This window comes from Halomonas caseinilytica (assembly GCF_001662305.1).
In the GTDB taxonomy this organism is placed as follows: domain Bacteria; phylum Pseudomonadota; class Gammaproteobacteria; order Pseudomonadales; family Halomonadaceae; genus Halomonas; species Halomonas caseinilytica.
Genome location: NZ_BDEP01000017.1, coordinates 52,357 through 76,235, shown reverse-complemented (window position 1 = coordinate 76,235; position 23,879 = coordinate 52,357). Strand labels below are relative to the sequence as shown.

At 64.8% G+C, this 23,879-nt stretch carries 20 protein-coding genes; 11 read left to right on the top strand and 9 right to left on the bottom strand.

Annotated features, from left to right (window positions below; translation table 11 throughout):
- Positions 1–24: 24 nt before the first annotated feature.
- Entirely contained in the window at positions 25–648 is a 624-nt protein-coding gene (locus tag A9O65_RS12120) for a DUF938 domain-containing protein (protein WP_064702233.1), read from the bottom strand.
- Between the two features lie 105 nt (positions 649–753).
- On the opposite strand from A9O65_RS12120, the gene hutC reads away from it, so the two are divergent.
- The gene (gene hutC, locus A9O65_RS12115) at positions 754–1,464 is read left to right on the top strand and encodes a histidine utilization transcriptional repressor HutC (RefSeq protein ID WP_064698360.1); all 711 of its coding nucleotides are present in this window, start codon (positions 754–756) and stop codon (positions 1,462–1,464) included.
- 15 nt (positions 1,465–1,479) lie between these two features.
- Here hutC and A9O65_RS12110 read toward each other — a convergent pair whose 3' ends face one another.
- Complete coding sequence (locus A9O65_RS12110; RefSeq protein WP_064702232.1) at positions 1,480–2,808, bottom strand: YjiH family protein; 1,329 nt, start codon at positions 2,806–2,808, stop codon at positions 1,480–1,482.
- A 343-nt stretch (positions 2,809–3,151) separates the two neighbouring features.
- Between A9O65_RS12110 and hutI the strand changes: the two genes are divergently transcribed.
- The 5 genes from hutI to A9O65_RS12085 all read left to right on the top strand — a co-directional run bounded on the left by hutI (position 3,152) and on the right by A9O65_RS12085 (position 10,178).
- Positions 3,152–4,378, top strand: a complete 1,227-nt coding sequence (hutI, locus tag A9O65_RS12105; protein ID WP_064702231.1) for an imidazolonepropionase — start codon at positions 3,152–3,154, stop codon at positions 4,376–4,378.
- The gene (gene hutG / locus A9O65_RS12100) at positions 4,368–5,309 is read left to right on the top strand and encodes a formimidoylglutamase (protein ID WP_064702230.1); all 942 of its coding nucleotides are present in this window, start codon (positions 4,368–4,370) and stop codon (positions 5,307–5,309) included. Before hutI ends, hutG begins: the two co-directional genes overlap by 11 nt.
- Positions 5,310–5,362: 53 nt before the next feature.
- Positions 5,363–7,042 (top strand): urocanate hydratase, encoded by a 1,680-nt coding sequence (gene hutU / locus A9O65_RS12095; RefSeq protein WP_064702229.1) that lies wholly within the window; start codon positions 5,363–5,365, stop codon positions 7,040–7,042.
- Between the two features lie 174 nt (positions 7,043–7,216).
- Complete coding sequence (gene hutH, locus A9O65_RS12090) at positions 7,217–8,755, top strand: histidine ammonia-lyase (RefSeq protein ID WP_064698355.1); 1,539 nt, start codon at positions 7,217–7,219, stop codon at positions 8,753–8,755.
- 88 nt (positions 8,756–8,843) lie between these two features.
- Entirely contained in the window at positions 8,844–10,178 is a 1,335-nt protein-coding gene (locus A9O65_RS12085; protein ID WP_064702228.1) for a Na+/H+ antiporter family protein, read from the top strand.
- 119 nt (positions 10,179–10,297) lie between these two features.
- Here A9O65_RS12085 and A9O65_RS12080 read toward each other — a convergent pair whose 3' ends face one another.
- The 5 genes from A9O65_RS12080 to A9O65_RS12060 form a co-directional block, all read right to left on the bottom strand.
- The gene (locus tag A9O65_RS12080; RefSeq protein WP_064698353.1) at positions 10,298–10,876 is read right to left on the bottom strand and encodes an SCO family protein; all 579 of its coding nucleotides are present in this window, start codon (positions 10,874–10,876) and stop codon (positions 10,298–10,300) included.
- Positions 10,877–10,903: 27 nt separating this feature from the next.
- Complete coding sequence (locus A9O65_RS12075; protein ID WP_064698352.1) at positions 10,904–11,371, bottom strand: copper chaperone PCu(A)C; 468 nt, start codon at positions 11,369–11,371, stop codon at positions 10,904–10,906.
- 213 nt (positions 11,372–11,584) lie between these two features.
- Positions 11,585–11,977, bottom strand: coding sequence for a hypothetical protein (locus tag A9O65_RS12070; RefSeq protein ID WP_244534402.1), 393 nt, complete (start codon positions 11,975–11,977; stop codon positions 11,585–11,587).
- 13 nt (positions 11,978–11,990) lie between these two features.
- Positions 11,991–12,443 (bottom strand): YchJ family protein, encoded by a 453-nt coding sequence (locus A9O65_RS12065; RefSeq protein ID WP_064702227.1) that lies wholly within the window; start codon positions 12,441–12,443, stop codon positions 11,991–11,993.
- 204 nt (positions 12,444–12,647) lie between these two features.
- Complete coding sequence (locus A9O65_RS12060; protein WP_064702226.1) at positions 12,648–13,421, bottom strand: SDR family NAD(P)-dependent oxidoreductase; 774 nt, start codon at positions 13,419–13,421, stop codon at positions 12,648–12,650.
- 100 nt (positions 13,422–13,521) lie between these two features.
- Between A9O65_RS12060 and A9O65_RS12055 the strand changes: the two genes are divergently transcribed.
- Positions 13,522–13,887: a MerR family transcriptional regulator gene (locus tag A9O65_RS12055; RefSeq protein ID WP_064698349.1), complete on the top strand. Its 366-nt coding sequence runs from the start codon at positions 13,522–13,524 to the stop codon at positions 13,885–13,887.
- Between the two features lie 250 nt (positions 13,888–14,137).
- Here A9O65_RS12055 and hrpB read toward each other — a convergent pair whose 3' ends face one another.
- Entirely contained in the window at positions 14,138–16,594 is a 2,457-nt protein-coding gene (gene hrpB, locus A9O65_RS12050) for an ATP-dependent helicase HrpB (protein ID WP_064702225.1), read from the bottom strand.
- A gap of 164 nt (positions 16,595–16,758) precedes the next feature.
- On the opposite strand from hrpB, the gene A9O65_RS12045 reads away from it, so the two are divergent.
- Positions 16,759–18,132, top strand: a complete 1,374-nt coding sequence (locus A9O65_RS12045; RefSeq protein WP_064698347.1) for an NCS2 family permease — start codon at positions 16,759–16,761, stop codon at positions 18,130–18,132.
- Positions 18,133–18,150: 18 nt separating this feature from the next.
- On the opposite strand, the gene A9O65_RS12040 is transcribed toward A9O65_RS12045, so the two are convergent.
- Positions 18,151–18,810 (bottom strand): TetR/AcrR family transcriptional regulator, encoded by a 660-nt coding sequence (locus A9O65_RS12040; protein ID WP_064698346.1) that lies wholly within the window; start codon positions 18,808–18,810, stop codon positions 18,151–18,153.
- Between the two features lie 197 nt (positions 18,811–19,007).
- On the opposite strand from A9O65_RS12040, the gene xdhA reads away from it, so the two are divergent.
- From xdhA to xdhC, 3 genes are read left to right on the top strand one after another with little or no spacing between them, the layout of a single operon-like run.
- The gene (gene xdhA, locus A9O65_RS12035) at positions 19,008–20,501 is read left to right on the top strand and encodes a xanthine dehydrogenase small subunit (RefSeq protein WP_064702224.1); all 1,494 of its coding nucleotides are present in this window, start codon (positions 19,008–19,010) and stop codon (positions 20,499–20,501) included.
- On the top strand, positions 20,485–22,911 hold the full coding sequence (gene xdhB, locus A9O65_RS12030) for a xanthine dehydrogenase molybdopterin binding subunit (RefSeq protein ID WP_064702223.1): 2,427 nt from the start codon (positions 20,485–20,487) through the stop codon (positions 22,909–22,911). Before xdhA ends, xdhB begins: the two co-directional genes overlap by 17 nt.
- Complete coding sequence (gene xdhC / locus A9O65_RS12025; RefSeq protein ID WP_064698343.1) at positions 22,898–23,779, top strand: xanthine dehydrogenase accessory protein XdhC; 882 nt, start codon at positions 22,898–22,900, stop codon at positions 23,777–23,779. Before xdhB ends, xdhC begins: the two co-directional genes overlap by 14 nt.
- The last annotated feature ends 100 nt before the right edge of the window (positions 23,780–23,879 follow it).

Here is a 23,879-nt window from a genome sequence, read left to right as displayed (position 1 = left end):
CTGCCGGGGTTGCACAATGTCCGCTCACTGGCGACGCAGCACCACGCTGAGGTTGTTCGCCGGCATCTCGACGACCGTCTCGAGCGTCAGTCCGTGAGGCATCGCCGCCTCCACCACCGCTTCGAGATCGCGCACGCCCCAACGTGCATCGCGGCGTCTCAAGTCCTCGTCGAAGGCCGCATTGCTCGGTGCCGTGTGCCTGCCCTCGCGCCGATAGGGGCCATACAGATAGAGCGTCCCCCCGGCGGCCAAGTGCTCACCGGCACGGGCCATCAGCGCTTCGGTCACCTCCCAGGGCGAAATGTGTATCAGGTTGATGGCCACGATGGCATCGAAGGTTTCGTCAGGCCAGTCGCCGGTAGCATCGAGACGGATCGGCGCCCGCAGGTTGTCCGGCCCGGACGTCGACCGCCAGGCCTCGATGGACGCCAGGGAGTGCGAGTCGACATCGCTTGGCTGCCATTGCCAGCCTGGCATCGCCGAGGCGAAATGAAGCCCGTGCTCCCCACTGCCGCTGGCCAGTTCGAGCACCCTGGCTCGCGCCGGCAATACCTCCTCGAGCACCGCGAGGATCGGCTCGCGATTGCGCGCGGCAGCAGGGCTCTTGAGGCGCGCCGGGGATGTGCCCCGATGATCGGTTCGTGACATCATGGTCTCCTGGGCATTGTCCGAGAGTGCCTGGATACGGGGCGGCGAGTGTCGCCGCTCCCTTGCTTTTCCCGTTTCCACCGGAATGGACACACAGGATAACGCATGGCCGGTTCCCTGCCTCTCTACCTCAAGATACAACGGCACCTGCTGGAAAAGATTCATGGTGGCGACTGGCCAGTGCAGCACCGGATTCCACCCGAGGAACGCCTGGCCGAGGAATTCGGCGTCAGCCGCATGACTGCCAACAAGGCGATCCGTGACCTGGTCCAGAAAGGATACCTGACGCGACAACCCGGGGTCGGCACCTTCGTTACCGACCGCAAGGCCGAGTCCTCGCTGATCGAGGTGCACAACATCGCCGAAGAGGTCCGCAGCCGCGAACATGTCTACACCAGCGAAGTCCTGCGTGCCGAAGCGCTGGAGGCCGACGACGAGATCTCGGTGTATCTGGGCGTGCGCAACGGCGCCCGGGTCTTTCACACCCTGATCGTGCATCGCGAGAACGGCGTGCCCATCCAGCTCGAGGATCGCTACGTCAATCCCAGCCGGGTTCCCCACTATCTGGAGACGGACTTCACGCAGCACACGCCCAATGAGGTGCTGGTGGCAGCCTGCCCGATCAACGATGTGGAACACGTGGTCGAGGCCGTGCTGGTCGACGCCGACACCGCACGGCGCCTCGACATCGCCCCCCACGAACCCTGTCTGCGAATGATCCGGCGCACCTGGTCGGGAGATCACCTGATCAGCTATGCGCGCCTGATCCATCCCGGCGACCGCTACAAGCTACGCTCCTCGTTGCATACCAACTGACGCGGCCTGAGCCGATCAACCTGCCAGAGCTTGCACCAGGTAACCCGCCGGCACCGCCAGCAGCAGGCTCAACGCCACCCGCAGGAACCACACGATCACGATGCGCCCTACCGACAACGGGATGCTGGTGGACAGGATGCAGGGAATCGAGGCCGAGAAGAACAGCACCGAGGAGACCGACACCACCCCGGCGGCGAAACGTGCCACCAGGCCAGCATCGCCCATCAACAGGGCCGGCAGGAACATCTCGGCAAGCCCCGCCGCCGCTGCCTGGGCCAGAGCAGCGGCTTCGTCCAGCCCCCAGATTGCCACGAAGGGGTAGAAGGCCCAGCCGAGCCATTCGAACAGCGGCGTGTACTTGGCCAGCAGCAATCCGGCCAGCCCCACCGACATGATCGACGGCAGGATGCTGATCGCCATCAGCAGTCCCTCGCGAAAATTCAGCGCCACGCTGGACAGCAGGCTCGGTGCCCGCTCGGCCACCTCCAGCCCGGTACGCCAGGCCGTGGCCAGGCGGCGCCCTGGGGTGGCGTCCGGTTCACCGTCCGTCTTGCTGTCATCCATGCGCGACAGAGGCGGCATCCGCACCGTGATCGCCGTCACCATGAAGGTAATGACCAGCGTCAGCCAGAAATAGAGATTCCAGAACGCCATCAGCTCCAGGGTCTTGGCCACGATGATCATGAAGGTTGCCGACACGGTGGAGAAGCCGGTGGCGATGATCGCCGCCTCCCGAGCCGAATACTGCCCTGCCTGGTAGACCCGGCTGGTGATCAGCAAGCCGATGGAATAGCTACCGACGAAAGACGCCACGGCATCGATCGCGCTTCTCCCCGGCGTGCGCCACACCGGCCGCATCACCGGCTGGACCAGCACGCCGATAAGCTCGAGCAGGCCGAAGCTGATCAGCAGCGCCAGGAAGATGGCCCCGATCGGCACGATCAGCCCCACCGGAATCACCAGCTTGTCGAACAGAAAGGGCAGCATGTCCGGCTCATGCAAAAAGGCAGGCCCCCAGCCGGTCAGTGCCATCACTGCTGCCGCCACACCGGCCAGCTTGAGCCCCGTGAAGACTCGCTCGGTCAGGCTGCGCCGCCAGGTTCCTCTGACCAGAGGATAGAGCGCCCCGGCGACGATCAGCGCCAGGGCATAAAGGCCGCTACCCTCGCCCAAAAGGTTGCGAGCACCGGTCACCATATGGTCCAGCGGTATGGTCGTCTTGCCGTCGAACGTCATCGGCACGAAGAAGATCAGCACCCCGATGCAGCTGGGTACGAACAGCTTGAACACGGTGCTCGCCGAGGGCCCCCGACGTCGGGACGCGTCGGATGGGGAGTTCGCCATGGGAGGCTCCTGGATTGTCGTTGTGAGCGGGATCATCGATGCGAGTTGCGCTTCACTGCATGAAGGACTGAGGCAACCCACTTTGTATATACATCACACAGAATACCGATGCCATGAGCACCTCGCCGAGGTCCTTAATACTTTGGTCGAAAACATTCGATAGACCTGATCAAAATATTTCCATGAAAAATTATATTTTATTGATTTTAATAATATTTATCTGCCTTTCTGCATGGAAATGCCTAGACCTGAGAACCCCGTCAGACGCCAGACTCACGGGGTGACGATGGCGCGGGAATGCGCTAATGTATTTGTATATACAAAACACCCTGGAGACGTCAGCATGACTCATCCCCGGACACGTCGACTCTGGCAGGACGTCACCGTCTTCGACGGACAGGAGACCCTGCCCGAGGCCATGGCGGTAATCGTCGAGGAAGACCGCATCCAGTCCCTGATTCCGATGCGGGAACTCTCGGCTTCCCTTGCCGAAACATGCCGGCTCATGGGCAGCGGTGGCGTGATGACCCCTGGCCTGATCGACTGCCACACGCATCTGGTGTTCGGGGGCGGCCGTGCCGACGAGTTCGAGGCACGCCTGGAAGGCGTGAGCTACGAGGAAATCGCCCGACGCGGCGGCGGCATCATCAGCACCGTGCGCGACACGCGCAAGGCCAGCGAGGACGAGCTGTTCGCCGCCGCCCTGCCACGCCTCGATGCCCTGCTCGCCGACGGCGTGACCACCGTGGAGATCAAGTCGGGCTATGGCCTCGACGTCGAGAACGAGCTCAAGATGCTGCGCGTCGCCCGCCGTCTCGGCGAGGCGCGGCCCGTGCGCGTCGTCACCAGCCTGCTCGGCGCCCACGCCTTGCCGCCGGAATACGCAGACGACAGCGACGGCTACATCGACCTGGTCTGTCAGGCGATGATCCCCGCTGCCGCGGACGAGGGACTGGCCGATGCGGTCGATGTCTTCTGCGAGAAGATCGCCTTCTCGGTGGCCCAGTGCGAGCGCGTCTTCGAGGCGGCCCAGGCTCACGGCCTGCCCATCAAGGCCCATGCCGAGCAACTCTCCAATCTGGGCGGCTCCGCCATGGCCGCTCGCCACGGCGCCTTGTCGGCCGACCATATCGAGTACCTCGATGACGCCGGCATCGCCGCCATGCGGGATGCCGGCAGCGTGGCGGTGATCCTGCCGGGTGCCTTTCACACGCTGCGCGAAACCCAGCAGCCTCCCATCGCCGGGCTTCGCGAGGCTGGCGTGCCGATGGCCGTCGCCACCGATGCCAATCCCGGTAGCTCGCCGCTGTTCATGCCGACCTTGATGCTCAATCTGGCCTGTACCCTGTTTCGCCTCACGCCGCGAGAGGCACTGGCCGGCATGACCGCGCACGGCGCCCGCGCTCTGGGGTTTGCCGAACTCGGCAGGTTGCGCGAGGGAGCGCCTGCCGACCTGTGTCTCTGGAACATCGACTCTCCGGCGGAGCTCGCCTATGCCGTCCAGCCCGGTCGACTTCGTCAGCGCGTCGTCGCCGGCCAACCCGTGGAGGAGCTCGCTCATGGCCAATGAGATCGACATGAGCCTCTGGCAGGGTCGCCGCGACCCCGAGCCCGACAGTGACCGCTGGCACCAGCGCATCGCGCCCCTTTCGGAGAACGCCCCAGCGGGATGTGCCCTTCTCGGCTTCGCCAGCGATGCCGGCGTGGCCCGCAACCAGGGCCGGGTCGGTGCCGCCGCCGGACCGTCGGCGATCCGTCGCGCCCTAGCTCCGCTTGCCTGGCACCGTGAAGCACCGGCCTTCGACGCCGGCGACGTGACCTGCGAAGGCGACGCTCTGGAAGCCGCCCAGGCAGCCCTGGCTGAACGCCTGGCGCCACTGCTCGATGCCGGGCACCTGCCCATCGTGCTGGGCGGCGGCCACGAGATCGCCTATGCCAGCTGGCAAGGCCTCGCCCGTCACCTCGCTCCTCGCGAGACGCCACCGCGCGTCGGCATCATCAACCTCGATGCCCATTTCGATCTGCGCGATCCTGGCCACGTACGCTCCTCCGGCACGCCCTTCTCGCAGATCGCCGAGGATTGCCACGCCAGGGGTTGGCCCTTCCGCTACGCCTGCCTTGGCATCAGCCGCGCCGCCAATACTCGTGCGCTGTTCCAGCGGGCCAGAGCGCTCGATGTACTGGTGCGCGAAGACCGCGACGTCACTCCGACCCGGCTCAACACCATCCAGCGTGATCTCGAGCGTTTCATCGCCCATTGCGACCGGCTCTATCTGACCATCGATCTCGACGTGCTGCCGGCCTGTGAGGCACCCGGCGTCAGCGCACCGGCAGCACGCGGCGTCCCCCTGGCGCTGCTCGAACCCCTGATCGAGACGGTCCGCGACAGCGGCAAGCTCTGTCTAGCCGATATCGCCGAGCTGAACCCCGACCATGACATCGATGACCGCACCGCCAGAGTCGCGGCACGCCTCATCCATCTGCTGACCCTGAACGGCTGAACCGGCGCCGACCGTCAGCCCTCTTACCGAGAGACCCTGCGAGGAATCCAAGCATGTCCCATATCGACAAGCGTCACGACCCGAGCCGCAAGATCGGCGCCCCCACCGGTACCGAGCGCACCTGCAAGAGCTGGCTCACCGAAGCGCCGCTGCGCATGCTGATGAACAACCTGCATCCGGATGTCGCCGAGCGCCCCGAGGACCTGGTGGTCTACGGCGGCATCGGCCGCGCCGCCCGTGACTGGGAATGCTTCGACAAGATCGTCGAGACCCTGCAGCGCCTGGAGGACACCCAGACGCTGCTGATCCAGTCCGGCAAGCCGGTGGGCGTATTCGAGACCCACAAGGACGCACCCCGCGTGCTGATCGCCAATTCCAACCTGGTGCCGGCCTGGGCCAACTGGGAACACTTCAACGAGCTCGACAAGAAGGGGCTCATGATGTACGGCCAGATGACCGCCGGGTCCTGGATCTACATCGGCTCTCAGGGCATCGTCCAGGGCACCTACGAAACCTTCGTCGAGGCCGGCCGCCAGCACTACGACGGTGACCTCAAGGGACGCTGGATCCTGACCGCCGGCCTCGGCGGCATGGGCGGCGCTCAGCCACTGGCCGCGACTCTCGCCGGCGCCTGCTCGTTGAACATCGAGTGCCAGCAGTCGCGTCTCGACTTCCGCCTGCGCACCCGCTACCTCGACGAACAGGCCGAGGATCTGGACGACGCCCTGGCTCGCCTCGAGCGCTACACCGCCGAGGGCAAGGCGATCTCCATCGGGCTGTGTGCCAATGCCGCTGACGTGCTGCCTGAGCTGGTCAAGCGCGGCGTGAAGCCGGATATGGTCACCGACCAGACCAGTGCCCACGACCCGCTGCACGGCTACCTGCCGGCCGGCTGGAGCTGGGATGAGTATGTCGAGCGTGGCAAGACCGAGCCCGAGACAGTCGTCAAGGCGGCCAAGCAGTCCATGGCGGTGCACGTGCGCGCCATGCTCGACTTCCAGCAGCAAGGCATCCCGACCTTCGACTACGGCAACAACATCCGCCAGATGGCTCAGGAAGAAGGCGTCGACAATGCCTTCGACTTCCCCGGCTTCGTGCCGGCCTATATCCGTCCGCTGTTCTGCCAGGGCATCGGCCCCTTCCGCTGGGCCGCGCTGTCCGGCGACCCCGAGGACATCTACAAGACCGACCAGAAGGTCAAGGAGCTGATCCCGGACGACCCGCACCTGCACAACTGGCTGGACATGGCTCGCGAGCGCATCGCCTTCCAGGGCCTGCCGGCACGCATCTGCTGGGTCGGCCTCAAGGATCGCGCCCGCCTCGGCCAGGCCTTCAACGAGATGGTCAGAAACGGCGAGCTCAAGGCGCCGGTGGTCATCGGTCGCGATCACCTGGATTCCGGCTCGGTGGCCAGCCCCAATCGCGAGACCGAGTCGATGATGGATGGCTCCGATGCTGTCTCCGATTGGCCGCTGCTCAATGCCCTGCTCAACACCGCCGGCGGCGCCACCTGGGTCTCGCTGCACCATGGTGGCGGCGTGGGCATGGGCTATTCCCAGCACGCCGGCGTGGTGATCGTCTGCGACGGCAGCGAGGATGCCCATGTCCGCCTGGGCCGCGTGCTGCGCAACGATCCGGGCACCGGCGTCATGCGCCACGCCGATGCCGGCTACGACATCGCCAAGGAGTGTGCGCAAGAGAATGGCCTCGACCTGCCGATGATCGACAAGTAAAACCTTCTACATCCACAGTCATGCTTCTCGCTGGTACAGGGAGCGCCGGTGGCAGGTCGAAGCGAAGGTCCGATGCCAAGGATGGCATCGGTAGCGCCCAGGGATGGGTTCACAGCGCCTTCGCGTAGTGCCTGCCACCGGCAAGCTCCGGCTCGGCGAGATGAGGAACTCCCTATGAACCATCTCGAGATACAACCCGGCAAGATGACCCTGGCCCAGGCGCGCCGGGTCTTCGAAGCCCCTCTCCAGGTCTCCCTGCCGACCAGTGCCGATGCCGATATCGCCGCCGGCGTCGACTGCGTCAATCGCGTGGTCGAGGAAGATCGCACCGTCTACGGCGTCAACACCGGCTTTGGCCTGCTGGCCCAGACCCGCATCGAGAAGGACCAGCTCGAGGACCTGCAACGCTCCCTAGTGCTGTCCCACGCCACCGGCGTCGGCGGTGCCATGGAAGATGCCCTGGTACGCCTGATCATGGTGCTCAAGGTCAACAGCCTAGCTCGCGGCTACTCCGGCATTCGCCGCGAGGTGCTGGATGCCCTGGTGGCGCTGATCAACGCCGAGGTCTATCCGCAGATCCCGCTCAAGGGCTCGGTGGGTGCCTCTGGCGACCTGGCGCCGCTGGCGCACATGAGCGTGGTGTTGCTCGGCGAAGGCCAGGCCCGCCATCGGGGCGAGTGGCTGCCGGCCACCAAGGCCCTCGAGATCGCCGGTCTCGAACCGCTCTCGCTGGCGCCCAAGGAAGGTCTGGCCCTGCTCAATGGCACCCAGGTCTCCACTGCCTATGCCCTCAAGGGTCTGTTCGAGGCCGAAGATCTGTTCGCCGCCGCCACCGTGTGCGGCTCGCTCACTGTGGAGGCCACCCTGAGCTCGCGCTCGCCCTTCGATCCTCGCATTCACGAGGTGCGCGGCCAGCGCGGCCAGATCGATGCCGCTGCCGCCTATCGCCACCTGCTCGGCGAGCGCAGCGAGATCAGCGATTCCCACGTCGATTGCGGCAAGGTTCAGGACCCCTATTCCCTGCGGTGTCAGCCTCAAGTGATGGGCGCCGTCCTCACCCAGCTGCGCCAGGCCGCCGAGGTTCTGGGCATCGAGATCAATGCTGTCTCGGACAATCCCCTGGTGTTCGCCGAACAGGGTGATATCATCTCCGGCGGCAATTTCCATGCCGAGCCGGTGGCCATGGCGGCCGACAACCTGGCGTTGGCCATCGCCGAGATAGGCTCGCTCACCGAGCGTCGCGTCTCGCTGATGATGGACAAGCACATGTCCCAGCTTCCGCCCTTCCTGGTGGAGCATGGCGGCGTCAACTCGGGCTTCATGATCGCGCAGGTGACGGCGGCCGGACTCGCCAGCGAGAACAAGGCACTCGCGCATCCGCACAGCGTCGACAGCCTGCCGACCTCGGCCAACCAGGAAGACCACGTCTCCATGGCGCCGGCCGCCGGCAAGCGGCTATGGGAAATGGCCGACAACGTGCGTGGCATCCTCGCCATCGAATGGCTGGCCGCCTGCCAGGGCCTGGATTTCCGCGACGGTCTCAGGACCACCGACACACTGGAAGAAGCTCGCCGGGTACTGCGCGAGCGTGTCGCCTACTACGACAAGGACCGTTTCTTCGCGCCGGACATCGACGCCGCCAGCGAACTCCTCGCGAAACGCCACCTCAGTCGTCTGGCGCCCGCCGATCTGTTGCCCAGCCAGGTGAACTGACCAGGCAACGCAACCTCGTCGCCCCTCCCGCCCCGAGCCGGCAAGGGGCGACACCAACAACAATCGACCTTCTCACAAGGGGCAAGACATGAACGCAGTCGTCCTGGCCATCCTGGTCATGGTCACCCTCAGCCTGATGCGCGTATCCGTCGTGTTCGCGCTGATCGCCGCCGCCCTGGTCGGCGGTCTCTATGCGGGCATGCCGCTGGGCGAAATCCTCACCGCCTTCAATGACGGCCTGGGCAACGGTGCCAAGGTCGCCATCTCCTACGCCGTGCTGGGGGCCTTTGCCGTGGCCCTGTCGCGCTCGGGCATCACCCAGTTGCTCTCCAACAAGGCCATCGCCAAGCTGGGACTGGACGACGGGATCCCCAACCGCCAGTTGATCGTCTTCACCCTGCTCGGCGTGCTGCTGGCCGCGGCGGTGAGCTCCCAGAACCTGATCCCGGTACACATCGCCTTCATCCCGGTACTGGTGCCGCCGCTACTCAAGCTGATGAATCACTTGCAGCTCGATCGCCGGGCCGTGGCCTGCGTGATCACCTTCGGCATCACCGCCCCTTACATGTTGCTGCCGGTCGGCTTCGGTTCGATCTTTCTTCACGACATCCTGTTGACCAACCTCAACGAGAACGGCCTGGACGTGACCGCCGGCATGGTACCAATGGCCATGATCGTGCCCATCGGCGGCATGGCCCTGGGCCTCGTGGTCGCCCTGCTGTTCAGCTACCGTCGCAAGCGCGACTATCAGGACGTCGATCTGGCCCATGGCGACGAGACGCCCAGCCAGGCCGCCCAGCACCTCAAGCCCTGGCAGATGCTGGTACTGGCAGTGGCGCTGGTGGGGACCGTCACGGTCCAGCTGTTCACCGGCTCGATGGTGATCGGCGGTCTATTCGGCTTCGCCCTGCTCTCGGTGAGCGGTGTGTTCCGCTGGCATGAACAGGACGACATCTTCACCGAAGGCATGCGCATGATGGCGCTGGTCGGCTTCATCATGATCTCGGCGGCAGGGTTCGCCAGCGTGATGCAGGCCAGCGGGCAAGTCGAAGCGCTGGTTGCCAGCTCCACCGAGATGATCGGCGACAACAAGGGGCTGGCCGCTTTGATCATGCTGCTGGTGGGGCTGTTCATCACCATGGGGATCGGCTCGTCGTTCTCGACCATTCCGATCATCGCCTCGCTCTACGTGCCCCTGGCGCTGAACTTCGGCTTCTCTCCCATGGCCACCATCGCTCTGGTCGGAGCCGCCGCCGCCCTCGGGGATGCCGGCTCACCGGCCTCCGACTCGACCCTCGGGCCAACCGCCGGCCTCAATGCCGACGGTCAGCACGACCACATCTGGGACAGCGTGGTGCCAACCTTCCTGCACTACAACATTCCGCTGGTGGCCTTCGGCTGGATTGCCGCCATGACGCTCTGAGCCGCCCGGCGGCCGACCGCGCCATGAAAGACAAAAGCCCCGCCGACATGAGTCGAGCGGGGCTTTTGCGTCAGGACGTCTGCCTCAGCTTCTGCACATGGACAGGAGTTGCCAGGCCATTAGCCCTTTTCCACGAGATACGACAGATCGCCCACGAGCGATTCCAGAGAATTGATGTCACTGAACATGAAACGGGCCTCGCCCTGTCGATCGAAGGCGAAGACACTGCTCGAATGCGTGACGTCATAGTTGCCGCGCGCGTCCTTCTCCCCGTACTCATAGGTAACGCGATAGCGGTTAGTCAGCGCATCGATCTTGGAGCGCTCGCCGGTCAGGCCGATGAACTGCGGCCCGAATGCCTCGGTGTACTGCTTCAGCACGTCCGGGGTATCACGTGCGGGATCGACCGAGACGAACAGCACCTGTACGTCATCCTGCCGAGACTCATCGAGCTGCTTGATGGCAGCCGACAGCTTGGCCAGCGTCGTCGGACAGACATCCGGGCAGTGCGTAAAGCCGAAGAACAGCAGGGTCGGCTTGCCGATGAAGGCATCGGCCTGCACATCTTCGCCATCCTCATCGACGAGATCGAATTCCAGCGCCGGCATGACATCGGTGATGTCGTTGGTCTGCCAGTTATGGTCGAAACAGCCCGCCAGCATTAATGCCAGGGCCAGCGGGAACATCCATCGCAACATGCCATTCTCCTGCAACATCATCGCCACCTACATGGATGTCGGCGGCACGGCCTCGAAATCTACGGTGAGAGGATCATGGCGCTCGAACTCCAGGGTGATCTCGACCTCATCCCCGGCAGACAACGCACCGGTCGGCTTCATCAGCATCAGGTGATATCCCTGAGGCGCAAACTCGATATGCTCGTCCGGCGCCACTTCAAGCCGTGACACCGACTCCATGCTGGCCATGCCGTCCTTGTTCATGCTGCGATGCAACTCGACCTTCTCGAAGGCGTCGCTCTTGGCGCCGACGAGCACCACCCTTTTGTCACTGGTATTGTCGAGTCGAAAATATCCTGCCGCCGGCATGTCACCCGGCAGCACGCGCATCCGGGCATCCGTGACATCCAGCCCATCAGCGCTCGCGGCGAGAGGAAATGCCAGCAGACAGGCTGCCAGCCCCCCCAGCGATGCGGCCGAGATCCAACGCTTGAGTTTCCGCTTTCCATTCGCCATATGTCAGCCTCATGTTCCATTCCCAGTAAGCCAGGACGATCCAGGCAACTTCAGTGTTGCAGACTAGCGTGGAGCCGCCACCGGACCCAGCCGCTGCGACAATTTGTCCTCCCGCAACACAGCGGGAGAAGCAGAATCGCTCAGGGGACAACAACGACGCAAGGCGCGGGACCAAGGCCACCATGGAGGATCAGGCAGGGAGACGGGCCAGGATCAGCAGAAAGACGACAGCCCGCAGTTCGACTCGTAGCGTTCCGACTTGATGTCCAGCGTCACACGCCCATCGATCTTGTTGTAGAAGAACGAGGCGTAGCCATTCTCGGACGAAGCGGTCTTGTACAGGCCACAATAGCCATAGCCGTTGTTGACCCGTTGCAGGTTCTTCAGCTCGATATCATCCGCGCGGCTCGACGCGTTCACCAATTTCGTCGCCAGCGCACGCTGAATCTCGCCGTCGAGCTTGACGGCGGAAACGGCCTGTCCTCCGAAGATCAGCCCACCAATGAGCAGGAGAAAGACCAACGGAATCCCGAGACAGATGATCAAACCACGATGATAAGGCATGCGCGAATAGTAAACCGCCACCGCGTGCTGCTCAAGACGCATAGGCCGGGTGGAGTCATCCCCGTATGCAGCAGTGCTTGGCTTTTTTCCCGCTGCCACAAGGACAGGCATCGTTGCGGCCGGGCTTGAGCCGCATGACGCGTGGCTCACCATCGACATAGCACCACTGCCCTTCGTGTCGACGGAATTCGGAGGCCTCCTCCAGCACGCCCCAACGACGCCCCTCGCGGAAGGTGGCACGAAACTGCACATGCCCCTGGTCGCCCTGAGTCCAGGTGTCGACAATCTCCAGGCGCACCCACTCGGTCGGATCCTCATCCGGCAGGCTCGACGGACGAAAATCCGGATGCCAGGTCGCCAGCAGATAGTCATTGCGGCCAAGTGCGAAGGCACTGAAGCGCGAGCGCATCAAGGCCTCGGGCGTCGGCGCCGGGGAACCTGCATGATAGCGCCCGCAGCATTCGGCAAGCGCACGGCCGGTACCACAGGGACAGCGCTGATCGTTCATCGTCGAGACTCCCGGTTCGTGTCGAGGGCGACATCATACCTGTCATGCTCCCTTTCCCAGAAGCCACCTCAATCACTCAATGGGCCCGACTGAAGCAGGTGCGCTTGTGACGTGGTGAGACACATGGAAATCTCTCACCAGAATGGCCACCGAAAGGTGGCCTGGGATGAAACAGAAGATGCATTTATAATGAATCTCTGACCTTCATTTCACTGAATAGCCTCCGTCGACCACCAAGTTGTGTCCGGTGACATAGCTTGCAGCATCACTGGCCAGGAATATGGCCGGATTGGCGAATTCCTCGACACGACCTCGGCGCTCCAATGGAGTGGCGGCCCGAATATCCTCTTCTAGACCCCCGTCTCCTGCGGCAACGTCAGCTCCGTCCTCGGGGACATGCTCAGTGAAGCCAGGATTGATGGTATTCACTCTGATACCATCCTGCCCCCATTCGATGGCAAGATTACGCGCCATCATATCGACCCCACCCTTTGCGGTAGCCACACCAACCAAATCAGCATAGCCGACGGTACTGGAATTAGCGGAGATCATGATGATGGAACCGCTCCTTTGCTTGGCCATGACCTTATAAGCCGCCTGGCTCAAATAAAAACACCCCGACATCTCGGTATTGATGACCTGCGACCAGGCCGATGGCGGCATATCGGCTGCAGGCCCTTGGATATTGGTGGCTGCATTGCATACCAGAATGTCCAGCTTTCCGAACTCGTCCTCTGCTCTCGATACCAGTGCAGCGCATGATGCAGGATCCGAGATATCAACAGACGTCCGTATGGCTTGGCCCCCTGAATGTTCAATTTCCGCTGCGGTGCCGGATAGGTGCTCAGGGTTTCTGGAAGCCAAAAGGACGTTGGCGCCAGCAGAAGCCAGCCCAATTGCAATGGCTTTGCCGAGCCCTCGACCTGCGCCAGTGACAATGGCGGTCTTGCCGTCCAGGTTGAATGCCTCAATTGACATGCTCTCTTCCTCGCTCGATGGGTTGGTTGCTCAATGCACGCGAGGATGCTAGACCTTGACAGTCTGTTAAGGTCAATATGCCAATGTCGGATGGAAAGCCATGAGGATTGGGGAGCTCTCACGCCAACTGGGGATCAGCGAGCGCATGCTGCGCTACTATGAGCAAGAAGGTCTCCTTGCCCCCGCGAGAACGGAGTCGGGGTATCGCGACTACGATGCTGATACCGCACTGGTGGCCAAGCGCATTGGCATGCTCCGCGCAGCTGGGCTGAAGCTGGAGTCCATTCGTGAGCTATTGCCATGCATATTGGATGACCAGCCTGTCTTCGATCCTTGCCTAGAGGTTAGGGAAACCCTGTACAAGGAAGCGGCAAACCTGGATCGGAAGCTGCGTGATCTGCAGGAATGTCGAGACATCATATCGGGATACCTGAAAAGCCTAGATCAGCGTCCTCCGGTAGCTTGAGTCGCATCACCGTGCGTCAACGACGACGTGAATGACGTTACCTCGCAGGCAGTCAACGAGAGATCCTCGTCTCGTGGGGAGAGTCCAGCATTGCCGCCACGCACAGGGTCCGCTCACCAACGCCAGCCCCGATCTGATGGACGGGTGACGAGATAGGCCCAGAGGTTCGCGATATCGCCGCTGCACGGGGGTATCGGGTGCTATCGGGCGGCTCCGTTCTGGCGAACCGCCTCGACGACCTTTCTCGGCGTCAACCACGCCGCTTGGTCCGCGCCGTGGCGGGTGATGTCAGCGGGTCCTCTGGCCAGGGATGCTTGGGATAACGCCCGCGCATTTCCTTGCGTACCTCGGGATAAGCATTGACCCAGAAACTGGCCAGGTCCTCGGTCACCTGCAGGGGACGCCGTGCCGGCGACAGCAGATGCAGGCGCGGGGCCACCCGACCTTCCACCAGTCGCGGTGCCTGCTGCCAGCCGAACACTTCCTGCAACTTCACTGCCAGCACCGGCGTCTCGCCCCGATAGTCCAACCGAATCCGCGAGCCGCTGGGCACCTCGAGACGGCCGGGAGCCAGCTCGTCCAGTCGGGTCCGCAACGACCAGTCGAGCCGATCCAGCAGAATCCGCTCGAACGGCAGGCGCTCCAGCTCATCGAGCCGCTTGATGTCATCCAGGTAGGGGCCGAGCCAGATGTCCAGGGTCGCCAGCAGGGCCCCGTCAGACCAATCCGGCCAGGCATCGCCGAGATGGCGACGCAGCAGCGCCACTCGGCCGCGCAATTGTTCGACCTCGTCGCCGAACGGCAGCTTGCCGCGCCGTGCCAGGGCCTCGAGCAAGGCGCGACGTACCGCTTCTGGCGGCTTGTCATGCAACGGAGCACGCTCGAGCACCACGGCCCCCAGGCCACGGCGACGTTCGCCGACGAGTTCGCCCCGTGCATCGGACCATTCCAGATGATCCCGCCATTGCCGCGTCTCCGGGTATAGCGCCTCGAATCCCGCCACCGAAAGCTCGGCCGCGCGATAGATGCGGCCACCGCCCTGCTCGCCATCGAGCTCCGCCGCCACCAGCAGGGCGGCGTGGGCAAGCGGATGTGTTTCGGGCAATCGCCCCTGGCCACCCGACGCCAGCCGGAAACGCCCTACCGCGACACGCTGGGCGATGCGCTCCGGCCAGGCCAGGGCCAGCAGTTCACCGAGCGGTGCCGTATCCGGCATCTCCAGGCGTACCCCGGCGATGGCGGCCAGTCGCTCGGCATCACGCAGCCAACGGCGATGCTCTTTCGGCGAGGCGAATCGGCGTTGCAGGGCCTCGGCGAGATCGCGTTCATCGTCAGTATCGCCTCCCTCGAGCAGGGCGACCAGCCCACAGGCCAGGGCTCGGGCCTGGCGTTGCTCGGCTCTTTCCAGCATCACTGCCATGCGCGGGTGCACTGGCCAGCGGGTGCAGGCGTTGCCGAATCGGGTCAGACGATGCTCGCTGTCCAGCACGCCGAGCCGCAACAGGGCATCGCGCCCCGCTGCCAGTGCCGCGGGCGCCGGCGGCGTCACCCAGGTCAGATCGTGCGGAGCGGTGATCCCCCACCTTGCCAGCTCGAAGGCCAGCGGAGTCAGGTCGCTCTGGCGGATCTCCGGCTCGCGATTCGGCATCAGGGGCTGCTCTTCCGACCACAGGCGATAGCAGACGCCCGGTGCCTGACGCCCGGCGCGACCGCGACGCTGGTCGGCACTGGCCCGATTGACCCGACGCGTCTCGAGCCGCGTGAGGCCGGTACGCACCTGGTGGACCGGCAGGCGTTCGCAACCGGCATCGATGACCTGGCGCACGCCATCGACGGTCACGCTGGACTCGGCGATGGCGGTGGCCAGCACCACCCGACGGCGCCCTTCGGCATCTGGCACCAGCGCCTGTCGCTGTGCGGCCAGCGGCATTCGACCATGCAGTTCGTGGAGGACGACCGACGACGGCAGGCACTCGGCAAGCCGTCGTCCCAGCCGCCGAATCTCGCCGACGCCCGGTAGAATCACCAGGATATCGCCGCCATCGCTGGCCAGCGCCTCCTCGACGACCGCCGCCTGATGACGTTCAGCCTCGACCCGCGACCCGGGCGGCCGATAACGCGTCGCCACCGGATGCTGTCGCCCGGGGCAATCGATCACCGGCGTCTCGCTGCCCAGGGCGGCAGCCAGTGCCTCGACGTCAAGAGTCGCCGACATCACCAGCAGGCGCAGATCATCGCGCACCGTCTGGGCATCCAGCGCCAGGGCCAGCCCCAGGTCGGCCTCGAGACTGCGCTCATGAAATTCGTCGAAGATAATGCCAGCGATGCCCTCGAGGAGCGGATTGTCTTGCAGCATGCGCGTCAGCACGCCCTGGGTGATCACTTCGAGTCGCGTCCGATCGCTCACTCGCGACTCGCCGCGCATACGCACGCCCACCGTCTGCCCCACCGGCTCGGACAAGGTGTCGGCCATACGCGCGGCAGCCAGACGCGCCGCCACACGACGCGGTTCGAGCAGCAGCAGGCGTTGTCCGCGGCACCATTCGGCATCGAGTAGCGCCAGCGGCACTCGCGTGGTCTTGCCGGCACCGGGCTCGGCCACCAGCATGGCGCGAGAGCGTTCGTCCAGCGCCTCACGGATTTCCTCCAGCCGCGCCTCGATGGGCAGCGTCGTCGTGTCGGCGTCGGTGCTCGTGGTTTTTGCCATCCTCGTGTCCTTGGTCACTCGCTTCCGTGTGCCGTCGCCACCATCGCCTTCCGACTTGCCAAGGCGCGCCAACGGTTCTAGGCTTGCCTGTCGGCACCTTGACCAAAAGGTCAGGAAATGACAATTTGACGTTCAGCCCACAACAACAAACAGGGTTCAATGGTATGCAACAGACCACCACCCGCCCCGTCGGGGGCCCGCGCTCGACCGTGTCCCACCAGGGAGACCTGCCGCTTCTCGATCGCTGGTTCGGCGTCAGTCGCCGAGGCTCCAGCCTGAAGACCGAAATCCTCGCCGGCATCGCCACCTTCCTGGCCGGCATGTACATCATCGTGGTCAACCCGGCCATCCTCTCCGATGCCGGTATCCCCTTTGCGTCTGCCCTCTCGGCGACGGTGCTGATCAGCTTCATGAGCAGCCTGGCCATGGGCCTCTATGCGCGCAATCCGATCCTGGTGGCGCCCGGCATGGGCATGAACGCACTGTTCACCTATACGCTGGTGATGGGCGCCGGCCTGTCCTGGGAAGTGGCGCTGGGCTGCGTGTTCTGGTCCGGGGTGCTGTTCGCCACCCTGGCCCTGTTCAACGTGCGCCGGGCGGTCATCGAGGCCATCCCGCTGTCGCTGCGTTACGCCATCACCTGCGGCATCGGTCTGTTCATTACCTTCATCGGCCTGAAGAACGCCGGCTTCATCGTCGGCAGCGACGCCACCCTGGTCTCGCTGGGCACCATCGATGCCAGCCTGGTCACCTTCTTCCTCGGCCTGGTGGCCACGGCCATTTTCGTGATTCTGCGCTTCAACGGCGCCTTGATCATGGGCATTGCCCTGACCACGCTGCTGGCCGCGCCCATGGGTCGCGTCTGGGGCGACGAGGTGATGGTGGCCTGGAACGGCCTGGCTGCCTGGCCCGATTTCGGCGCGGTACTGAAGGTCGACATCATCGGCGCGCTGAAGGTCGCTTATCTGCCGTTCATCTTCGTGATGTTGTTCACCAACTTCTTCGATGCCTTGTCCTGCTTCATGGCACTCTCCGAGTCTGCCGACCTCAAGGATGAAGAAGGCAACCCGCGCAACCTCAAGCGCTCGATGACTGTGGACGCCTTCGCCTCGATGATCGCAGCACCACTCGGCACCAGTGCCGCCCAGACCTTCATCGAATCCGGGGCCGGGGTCGCCCAGGGTGGGCGTACCGGCCTGGTGGCGGTGGTGATCGCCATCCTCTTCCTGCCCTTTCTGTTCCTTTCGCCACTGCTGTCACTGGTGCCCGGTATCGCCACCGCTCCGGCACTGGTACTGGTCGGACTGTTCATGATGACCCCGATCAGCAAGATCGACTGGAACCACTTCGATCAGGCCTTCCCGGCCTTTCTGGCGATCATCCTGATGCCGTTGACCTACTCGATCACCCTGGGCATCGCCTTCGGCTTCATGAGCTTCGTGCTGATCAAGGCACTGACCGGCAAGGTACGCGAGATCAAGCCGGCCATGTGGGTCACGGCGGCCCTGGCCGTGCTGATGCTGCTGACCACCCAGTGAGCGAGGGCCAACAAGGTTCTATTCGACAGCCGGTTCGGGGTGGCGCACCCCGCACCCCTTGAGCACCACCCGGGTCAGAAAGCGCGTGATCTCCTCGAGATCGTCGTCGCCCAGTGACTCACGCCCGGTGATGCCCAGCACCTGGGCCTCGAAGTCCGCGTAGTGCTGGGTGGACGACCAGATCAGAAAGATCAGCCAGACCGGATCGACCGGATCCATCAGGCCCCGGTCGGCCCACTCCCGGAACACTGCCGCGCGGCTCTGCACCCATTCGCGCAGCTCGCCGCGCAGGTATTCCTGAAGGAAAGGCGCGCCGCCGAGAATCTCGCTGGCGAACAGCCGCGAACCTTCCGGGTGACGTCGCGACATCTGCATCTTGGAGCGAATGAAGGCAGAGAGCACCTCGGCGGGATCGTCCTCGGCCGAGATGTCATCGAGCATGGCATTCCAGCGCCCCATCATGCGTTCCAGCAGGCGCACGTATAGCTTGCGCTTGCTGCCCATGTAATAGAGGACATTGGACTTGGGCAACTCGGCCTGCTCGGCGATTTCCTGCAAGCTGGCGCCGCGATAACCGTGCCGCGCAAAGACACGCTCCGCCGCCGCCAGGATCGCTTTCTCGTTGCGTTGGCGGATGGCGCCGCCCTCTTGTTCGCTGTACTGCATTGCCTTGGCCATGAAGTCTCATCAGCTCGACGACAGGTGTTTGGGATCATGAGCTTGCCTGACAGTCGGAGTGCAGGCAATTCGCTCAGGGTGGAAAACGCAACGGGTAACCCGAAAAAAGGCGAACCGAGACTTGCCAAAACTGACCACATGGTCAAGAATTGAAGTATCACGTGCTTTATCCGATACAACGACAAACGGAGCCGGCCATGATCGACTTCTACCTGAATGGCGAACGACGTCGCTGCAGCGACGTCACCGCCGACACCAGCCTGCTCGAATTGCTGCGCGTGCATCTCGGGCGCACCGGGACCAAGGAGGGCTGTGCCTCCGGCGACTGTGGCGCCTGCACCGTGGCCATCGGCGAGCCGGATGCCCTGGGCGAGCTGGTCTACCGCAACGCCAACGCCTGCATCCTGCCCGCCCATCAGATCGACGGCTGCCACCTGGTCACCGTGGAAGGCCTGGCGCGGGGCGACGCACTGCATCCGGCCCAGGCCGCCATGGTCGACCACCATGGCAGCCAGTGCGGATTCTGCACACCGGGCATCGTGATGTCGCTGTTCACCCTCCATGAAGAGCAGCGTCGCGCCCCCGCCCCCTTGACCCAGGAGCGCCTCGAGGCGGCGCTGGGCGGTAACCTATGCCGCTGCACCGGCTATCGACCGATTCGCGATGCCGCCCTCAGCATGGCCGACTACCCCGACGTCCAGCCTGCCTGGGCCGACGATCCCCACCTGAGCAGCCATGTCGCCTGGCTGCGCCGTCCCGAGGGCGGCGAGTCGCCCACTGCCGGTCATTATGTCGCTCCCCAGGATATCGCCGCCCTGCGCGACCTGAAGCGCCGGCGCCCCAAGGCGCGCCTGGTAGCCGGCGGTACCGACCTGTGGCTGGAAACCACGCAGCAGCTCAAGCCGCTCGACGACATCATCGACGTGCGCCAGGTCGCAGAACTCACCAGCATCGACGAGACGCCTGACGGCTGGTGGATCGGTGCGGCAGTGACACTGGCCGACATGACCCCACTGCTCGCCGAGCACTACCCGGCCTTCGAGCACCTGATGCACCGCTTCGCCTCGTCGCAGATCCGCAACCGCGGCACCCTGGGCGGCAACATCGCCAATGCCTCCCCCATCGGCGACACCCCGCCGGTGTTGCTGGCCCTGGATGCCCGGCTGCGCCTGGACGGCCCGGATGGCGCTCGCGAGCTGCCGCTGTCAGATTTCTTCCTCGATTACCGCAAAACGGCCCTGGGCGAGAACGAGTTCATCGCCGCCATCTTCCTCCCGCGGCCGACACCGGCGCAGAATCTCAAGGTATGGAAGTTGTCCAAACGCCGAGAGGACGACATCTCGGCGGTGCTCGCCGCCTTCGCCTGGCGGCTCGATAACGGCGTGATGCGTGACGTCCGCCTGGGCTTCGGCGGCATGGCCGCCATCCCGCGACGCGCCACCAAGACCGAGGCCGCCCTGGAAGGGTGCGCGCCCGACCCCGCTATCTTCGCTGCCGCCCGCGCGGTGCTGGGCGAGGAATTGACACCGATGAGCGATGTTCGCGGCAGCGCCGAGTACCGCCGCACCGCCGCTGGCAACATGCTCGAACGCCTGCGCCTGATGATCGAGGCTGACATGCCCCCCGCCGAGGCGACACCCAACAACAACGACGCTGCGACCAAGGTGACTCTCGATGCGTACGCTCACTAGGCTCTCCCCTTCACCCGACACGACAGAGCGCCAGGGATCGGCCGGCGCGCCCCGCGCCCATGAGAGCGCCGTCAAGCACGTGACCGGCCGCGCCGCCTATATCGACGATCTGCCGGCCCCGGCCGATACGCTGCACGTCGCGCTCGGCCTGTCCCCGGTGGCCCATGGCTGGCTCAATCGCCTGGATCTGGAGAAGGTCAGGTCCGCGCCCGGCGTGGTCGATGTCATCACCCTGGCGGATGTTCCCGGCCATACCGACATCGGCCCGGTCTTCCCGGGGGATCCGATCTTCGCCGGCGACGAGATCAGCTATGTCGGCCAGTGCCTGTTCGCGGTCGCCGCCGAGAGCCACAAGGCCGCGCGGCTGGCCGTCAAGGAAGCCGTGGTCGAGATCGACGAGCGACCCGCCTGCCTCGATCCGGTGGCGGCCACCGAGCGTGAGGAATTCGTGCGGCCCACCCATGTCCAGGAGCGCGGCGACTGGCAGCGTGCCCTTGATAGCGCGCCTCATCGTCTCGAGGGCAAGCAGTTCGTCGGCGGCCAGGAGCACTTTTATCTCGAGGGGCAGGCCTGCCTGGTGGTGCCCACCGAGGATGAAGGCGTGATGGTCTACACCTCCAACCAGCATCCCAGCGAGACGCAGAAGCTGGTCGCCGAGGTACTCGACATTCCCTTCCACGCCGTGACCATGGAGATGCGCCGCATGGGCGGCGGCTTCGGCGGCAAGGAAACCCAGGCCTCGCCCTGGGCCTGCATCGCCGCCATCATCGCCCGGCGCACCGGTCGCGCCGCCAAGCTGCGCCTGCCGCGCGCCGAGGACACCCGCGCCACCGGCAAGCGCCATCCCTTTCACAACCGCTACCGTCTCGGCTTCGACGAGCGCGGCGTACTCGCCGGCGGTGAGATCACCGTCATCGGCGACTGCGGCTATTCACCGGACCTCTCGGATGCCGTGGTCGACCGTGCCATGTTCCATGCCGACAATGCCTACTCGCTCGGCGACGCCCGGGTCACCGGCCATCGCGCGCGCACCAACACCGCCTCCAATACCGCCTTCCGTGGCTTCGGCGGCCCCCAGGGCATGATGATCATCGAGCGGGCCATGGATGACATCGCCCGTCATCTCGGCGAGGACCCGCTGACCATCCGCAAGCGCAATCTCTATCGCGCTGCGGACGACAGCGGAGCGGCCCGCGATGTGACCCATTATGGACAACGCGTCGAGCAGTTGAGCCTGCTGCATGACATCGTCGCCCAACTCGAGACGAGCAGCGACTACTGGCAGCGACGTCGGGAAATCACCGCCTTCAATGCGACCAGTCCGATCATCAAGAAGGGCCTGGCGCTGACGCCGGTGAAATTCGGCATTTCCTTCACCGTGCAGCACCTCAACCAGGCCGGCGCCCTGCTGCTCGTCTACACCGACGGCAGCGTGATGATCAATCACGGCGGCACCGAAATGGGCCAGGGCCTGCACACCAAGGTCTGCCAGGTGGTCGCCCGGGAGCTTGGACTCGACCTGGAACGCGTGCGTATCAGCGCCACGCGCACCGACAAGGTGCCCAATACCTCGCCCACCGCCGCTTCCAGCGGTGCCGATCTCAATGGTCAGGCCGCCCGCGATGCAGCGAGCAAGCTGCGCGAGCGACTCTTCGATTTTGCCGCCGCACATTTCGACCAGGAAAACGGTGGACTCGACCGGGAGGCCATGCGCCTGGAAGACGGCCACCTGGTGGCCGGCATCGGCGAGAGCGAACGGCGCATCCCCTGGGGCGAATTGATCCAGGCCGCCTACATGGGCCGCGTCTCGCTCTCCGAGAAAGGCTTCTACGCCACGCCGCTGATTCACTATGACCGTGCCAGCGGCCGTGGCCGTCCTTTCTACTACTTCGCCCATGGTGCCGCCGTGGCCGAGGTCGAGGTCGACACCCTGTCCGGCGAATATCGGCTGAGCCGCGCCGACATCCTCCACGACGTCGGCGACTCGCTGAATCCAGCCATCGATATCGGCCAGATAGAGGGTGCCTTCATCCAGGGGATGGGCTGGCTGACCAGCGAGGAACTCAAGTGGAACGACGCCGGACGACTGGTCTCCGACGGTCCCTCCACCTACAAGATTCCGGCCTTCGGCGACCTGCCACCGACCTTCAATGTCGAGCTGCTGGAGGGGCACCCCAATTCCCAGGCCAGCATCTACCGCTCCAAGGCTGTGGGCGAGCCGCCCTTCATGCTCAGCATCTCGGTCTGGTCGGCACTGCGCGACGCCCTGGCCAGCCTGGTCGACTATCGCGAAAGCCCGGCGCTGGACACCCCGGCCACCCCGGAGCGCGTGCTGATGGCTGCCGAGACATTACGGCGACGCGCCGAGGACGCCACCAGCCCCAGGAGATCCGACCATGCCCCGGCATGACAGCGCGGCCGCCGGGGCATGGCATGCGGCCCTCGACCGGCTGCAGCGACAGGCCCGTCCCCATGCCCTGGCCAGCGTAGTGGGCACGGCGGGGTCCACGCCACGGGAGCCCGGCGCCAAGATGGTGATCACCCCGGACAGCGTCCACGACACCCTCGGCGGCGGCAGCTTCGAGTTTCAGGTGATCGATGTCGCCCGTGCCGCCCTGGCCGGCGGCGAGGGCGGCAGTCACCTCGAGGCCTTCCCGCTGGGCGGTCGCTCCGGCCAGTGCTGCGGCGGCTACGTCCACGTGCTGATCGAGGTCTTCACCGGCGCCGAGATGACGGTGGCACTGTTCGGTGCCGGACACGTGGGCCGGGCACTGGTCGAGATACTCGCTCCACTGCCCTGGCGTTTGCTGTGGTTCGACAGCCGGGACGATGCCTTCCCGAACGAGCTCGATCATCACGAACGACTGAGCTGTCGGCGCATCGCCACCGGTCCCGAGGGCATCGACGTCGCCAGCGCCGTGGACTCGCTACCCTCTGGCTGCCATGCCCTGGTGATGACCCATGATCACGCCGAGGATCGTGCCCTGGTCGACGCTCTGCTGCGGCGCGGCGACTGTGCCTCGCTCGGCCTGATCGGCTCGGCCTCCAAGTGGGCGAGCTTTCGCCGACGGCTGGCCGACGCCGGTCACGATACCGCTGCCCTGGACGGCGTGCGCTGTCCCATCGGCATCCCCGGCGCCAAGGGCAAGCGTCCCTACGAGATCGCCCTGGCGACTGCCGCCGAACTGCTCACGCTCAAGCCGGATGTCCAGCGTCCGGACCGGCTCGGCGTGGCCCCCGAGGTACTGCGTGATGCCTTTACGCCACCACGCGACTAGACAGGTTGCTCTGACGGATCCGCGACGAGGCGCTTTCCCGACGACAAGGTGAAGCGAAGTTCATCCGCCATGAACGGTGGATGTAGCGCCCTCACGACAG